This is a genomic window from Streptococcus sp. 2106 (assembly GCF_013277315.1).
Classification (GTDB): Bacteria; Bacillota; Bacilli; order Lactobacillales; family Streptococcaceae; genus Streptococcus; species Streptococcus pseudopneumoniae.
Map to the genome: position 1 here is coordinate 1 of NZ_VMMS01000099.1, position 4,541 is coordinate 4,541.

5 protein-coding genes and 2 pseudogenes are annotated in these 4,541 nt (G+C 36.1%); all 7 read right to left on the reverse strand.

Translation table 11 applies throughout. The features are described from left to right. Positions 1 to 91 precede the first annotated feature (91 nt). Positions 92 to 1,705 carry a ribonuclease Y gene (locus HT723_RS09910; RefSeq protein ID WP_172935126.1) on the reverse strand — a complete coding sequence of 538 codons (1,614 nt, stop codon included), beginning with the start codon at positions 1,703 to 1,705 and terminating at the stop codon, positions 92 to 94. An 81-nt stretch (positions 1,706 to 1,786) separates the two neighbouring features. Next, positions 1,787 to 2,041: pseudogene (locus tag HT723_RS09915) on the reverse strand (recombinase family protein); the annotation flags it as partial. A gap of 136 nt (positions 2,042 to 2,177) precedes the next feature. Then, a complete protein-coding gene (locus HT723_RS09920) occupies positions 2,178 to 2,963 on the reverse strand; it encodes a hypothetical protein (RefSeq protein WP_000669602.1) in 786 nt (261 codons plus the stop codon). Between the two features lie 15 nt (positions 2,964 to 2,978). Then, positions 2,979 to 3,116 (reverse strand): hypothetical protein, encoded by a 138-nt coding sequence (locus HT723_RS09925; RefSeq protein WP_162199305.1) that lies wholly within the window; start codon positions 3,114 to 3,116, stop codon positions 2,979 to 2,981. After that, positions 3,073 to 3,576 (reverse strand): annotated as a pseudogene (locus HT723_RS11970) (KilA-N domain-containing protein); the annotation flags it as partial. The pseudogene HT723_RS11970 and the gene HT723_RS09925, both read right to left, overlap by 44 nt. Before the next feature lie 346 nt (positions 3,577 to 3,922). Further along, entirely contained in the window at positions 3,923 to 4,177 is a 255-nt protein-coding gene (locus HT723_RS09935) for a Txe/YoeB family addiction module toxin (RefSeq protein WP_000924730.1), read from the reverse strand. A 3-nt stretch (positions 4,178 to 4,180) separates the two neighbouring features. Continuing rightward, positions 4,181 to 4,435, reverse strand: coding sequence for a type II toxin-antitoxin system Phd/YefM family antitoxin (locus tag HT723_RS09940; protein ID WP_016398854.1), 255 nt, complete (start codon positions 4,433 to 4,435; stop codon positions 4,181 to 4,183). Between the last annotated feature and the right edge of the window lie 106 nt (positions 4,436 to 4,541).

Genomic DNA, 4,541 nt, shown 5'->3' on the forward strand with positions numbered 1-4,541 from the left:
GATTTTCGAAGAGTATTACACCTCAGATGCACCACATGCCCGTCGTACTTCAAAAAAACTGAAGTCAGATTTCACTGACCTCAGTTTTTTATTATTTAGCATAATCTACTGCACGAAGCTCACGAATCACGGTTATCTTGATATTTCCTGGGTAATCGAGATTGTTTTCAATTTTCTCACGAACTTTGTGAGCTAAGATTGTGACTTTGTCGTCCTTGATTTTTCCTGGATTGACCATGATACGAATTTCACGTCCTGCTTGAAGGGCAAAGCTATTTTGTACCCCTTCAAAGCCGTTCGCAATTTCTTCCAAATCATGGAGACGCTTGATGTAGCTTTCAAGAGACTCACTACGAGCACCTGGACGAGCTGCGCTCAAGGCATCTGCTGCAGCAACGATAACTGCAATGACGCTCTCAGCTTCAACATCTCCGTGGTGACTAGCAATCGTATTGACCACAACTGGATGTTCCTTGTACTTACGTGCCAATTCCATACCGATTTCAACGTGGCTACCTTCAACCTCGCGGTCAATGGCTTTTCCGATGTCGTGAAGGAATCCAGCACGACGGGCAAGAGCCGCATTCTCACCAAGCTCGCTGGCCATAATACCAGCTAACTTAGCAACCTCAATCGAATGGCGCAAAACATTTTGGCCATATGAAGTCCGGAACTGCAAACGCCCCATGATCTTCATCAAGTCTGGATGAAGATTTGGCGCACCAATCTCATAGGCAGCAGCTTCACCATATTCACGGATCTTATTGTCAATCTCTTGACGGTTTTTCTCAACCAACTCTTCGATACGAGCTGGGTGGATACGACCATCCTTGAGCAACATTTCCATAGTCATACGTGCAATCTCGCGACGAATCGGGTCAAAACCTGACAAGGTCACCACTTCTGGTGTATCGTCGATAATGACATCAACCCCTGTCAAACTTTCAAAGGTACGAATGTTACGACCTTCACGACCAATAATGCGTCCCTTCATAGTATCATCTGGTAGATGAACTGTTGAGTTTGTTGACTCCGCTACATATTCACCAGCGATACGTTGCATTGCTTGAACCAGAATGTCCTTGGCCATTTTGTCAGAACGTTCCTTGACCTCTTGCTCAGCTTCACGAATACGGCTGGCAATCTCCTTGGTCAAATTTTCCTCTGTCTGTGCCAAGATAATATCTCGTGCTTCTGCCTGAGACAGAGCACCAATACGCTCTAGCTCTGCTTCTTTTTGTCTTTCGACTTCCTCTAATTGCTCTTCACGCGCATCAAGGTTTTTTGCTCTATCAGAAATACTTTGTTCTTTTTGTTCAAGTGTTTGTTCTTTACTCGTCAAATTGTCGTCCTTACGGTCAAGGCTAGTTGCTCTCTCTGTCAAACGACTTTCGATTTGTTTGAGTTCTTGACGTTCTGATTTGAATTCAGCGTCCACTTCTTCACGGTATTTTCTGGCTTCTTCTTTGGCCTCCAATAGTGCTTCTTTTTTAAGAGACTTGCTTTCACGCTTGGCTTCATTAACAAGTAAATCTGCTTCACGCTCAGCTTGTCCACGTAAATTAGTTGCTTCTTGTTCAGCATTTAAAAGCATCAACTCTGCAGCTTCCTGAGATGATTTCATCTTAGCTGAGATGCTGACATATCCAATGACTAAACCAATGATGACGGCAAAAACAGCAATCGCAAGCGACATGATTTCCATGTTTTTACCTCATTTTATTGTTATTCCGAATGACATACATTCTTTTACATTCTACCATAAAAAAGTGATTTTCACAAACCTTAAATGGATATCGCTAACATCCGCATTATCACTATCATAGTTATCATTTACAGATATAAAGCGAATACCTTTTTCAAGAAATATCTTTTGTAAGTACTTTCCTGACTCGATATACTCTCTGCCGAAACGAGATAAATCTTTTACCATAATGATAGAAAACTTTCCTTTATTCAGGTCATCAATCATATTCTTAAAATTTGGTCGCTCAAAATTAGAACCACTATATCCATCATCTACATATTCATAGGATAATTCAATAGATTTCTCTTCTACCTCAAAAGCAAAAAGGATAAATTCCCCCTACACTTAAAATTTATCCCTCTTGGTAACCTCTTTTATTAATTTTTTTGATAAAGAAAACGCACATTTTATTTAACTGGTGCTGAAATATTTATAATAATATTTTTTTAGTTCTTTCTAGAATAATGATATTAAGATTTTTCATATATCTTATATATTCTTCTTCTGTGCTAGCAATCCTAATATCTTCTTTATCTAAAAAGACAACCTGATTGTTCTCTAAATCTGATTTAATTAAATCTATAATTTTATTTTGCTCATATATAAATCCTTCTAACTTAAAAAACTCGACAAATTTCTCAAATCCATTTTTACAATTATCATCATCAAAAAATAGTTCAAACCATTCACGGTAATTCTCTATAGCATAATCTATTTTTGAATTATTATTTCCCGCAAACCATTCTTTTATAGCATATAGTGTTAAATCAAAACGATCATAATATCCTTTATAAATTCCATTCTTGATTCTAGGTTTTCCACCTCTAGCTGTATTAACGGTTTCTGATTTTCCACCACCTCTAGGGAAAAGAATGTGTCCACCTATTGTTCTTGAAATACTCAAATGATCTAAAATTATTCTGTCGTTTAATCCTGCCTTTCTTGCCCAATAAATAGAGGCTCCTATATAATCACTTGATAATAAATACTTATCCTTATCAATAAATAAAGTATAAAAATCTCCATTTCCAAAGTTTTGGCATTTATTACATACAGATGTTATTTTAAGTTTTTCTTTTGAATCATCATCAAAAAACATCTTACATAAATCATCGTACAACGCCTTACTACATACATCAGGATCCTTTCTATTATATAATGAAAAACCTTTGGGAAAATAAGGATATAAATCAAATAGATAATTTTTAAACTTCATATTTATTACTCTCCATTAAATCTTTTTAGGAAATTTAAAGTCAAATTTTCCTCCAAGCACACCCGCACTTACTCCCGCAACTACTACAAGTGTTGTACTAATTGTTCCTATTTTCTTCACGCCACTGTTTAGCTCTTTTGTTAAATAAAACAACATTGATCATATCTGCTTCACTTACATACTTGTAAGACAACTGTTCGTTGGTAAGATCTTTTAAGAGATATTCTTTGATTGCATCTGTATGAATTTTGTAGTTAATCTTAGAAATTTCTCTATTCAAATTCCAGCCTAATGATATCTTAGAATTTTAATCTGACTTAAGTCTTTTGTAATCCTGAATTACATACATCTTAAATTCAGCAGAAATACATGAAGCAAATTCAAAGGCAATATCTATATGTGCAAATGCACCACCATATCTTCCACCTTTTGAGATAATTCCGATTGCTCCAGTTTTCTCTACCCATTTCTTAGGAGACAATGTAAATGAATTATATCCAGCTTCCGATTTAATTCGGTCGAATTCGACCGAATTGAAATTCATGTTGTTTAAGCTTTTCCATAAACCAAGAAACTCAATTGTATCTTTTCTTCTCATCCAATTTTTAATTACATCACTCGATACTTATCCGAACGATAAGCTCCACGTAAGGTGTTCGCAATCGACCAAACTGCATTGACTACATTTGAAATCTGAACATCGTTCGACTGGAATATCGGTAGTTTTTCTTTAAAATTAGACATTTGCTTCCCCTGTTTTTATGATTTACAATTCTCTTCATTATACCACAAATTAAGAGTTATAAAGCGGATTCAAGGGTAAAGATCGAAGTTCATATACTAACTTTCTTTTCTGAGTTTTTGTCTTTTGTATTAGGGATTCTGTCATTTTCCAAAAAACTTTATCTTAAACTTACTAATAAAAATTTAAAAAATAAAAAGCCTACTTCGCAGTAGACTTAGTAATGATCTTTAAAGGACAAGAAAGCCACGCTATCTCCATCCATCATATAAATCAAGCGATTTTCTGCGTCGATACGACGTGACCAGGCTCCTTGGTAGTCATACTTTAGTGGTTCTGGCTTACCTATTCCTGTAAAGGGATCACGTTGAATATCCTTGATTAGTTTATTGATTCTTTTTAACGTTTTCTTGTCCTGGGTTTGCCAGTAGCAATAATCTGCCCACGCATCTTCTGTAAACTTGAGTAGCATTCATCACTCCTCAATAACATGGACCTGAGTACTTCCAGCACGAACTTGAGCCATTCCTCGCAAGACCTTGTCAGATAGTTCCTTATTTTGAACGATTCTCAGAGTTTCTTGAATACTATCCCACTCGCTCTTTGAAAGGACTACAATGTCCTCGTCTGGATTTTTATTAACCACTGTCAAAGGCTCAAATTCATCGTTTACCTTCTTCATGTAGTCCTTTAAATGATTTCGGAATGTTGAGTAAAGGACTGCTTCCATAACCATACCTCGTTTTACCTCTTTTCCACTATTATACACGAAAAGAAAGAAATTGTCAGGAACTTGTACAAGATTTTCTTTTCCATCTATTTATACTCAATGAAAA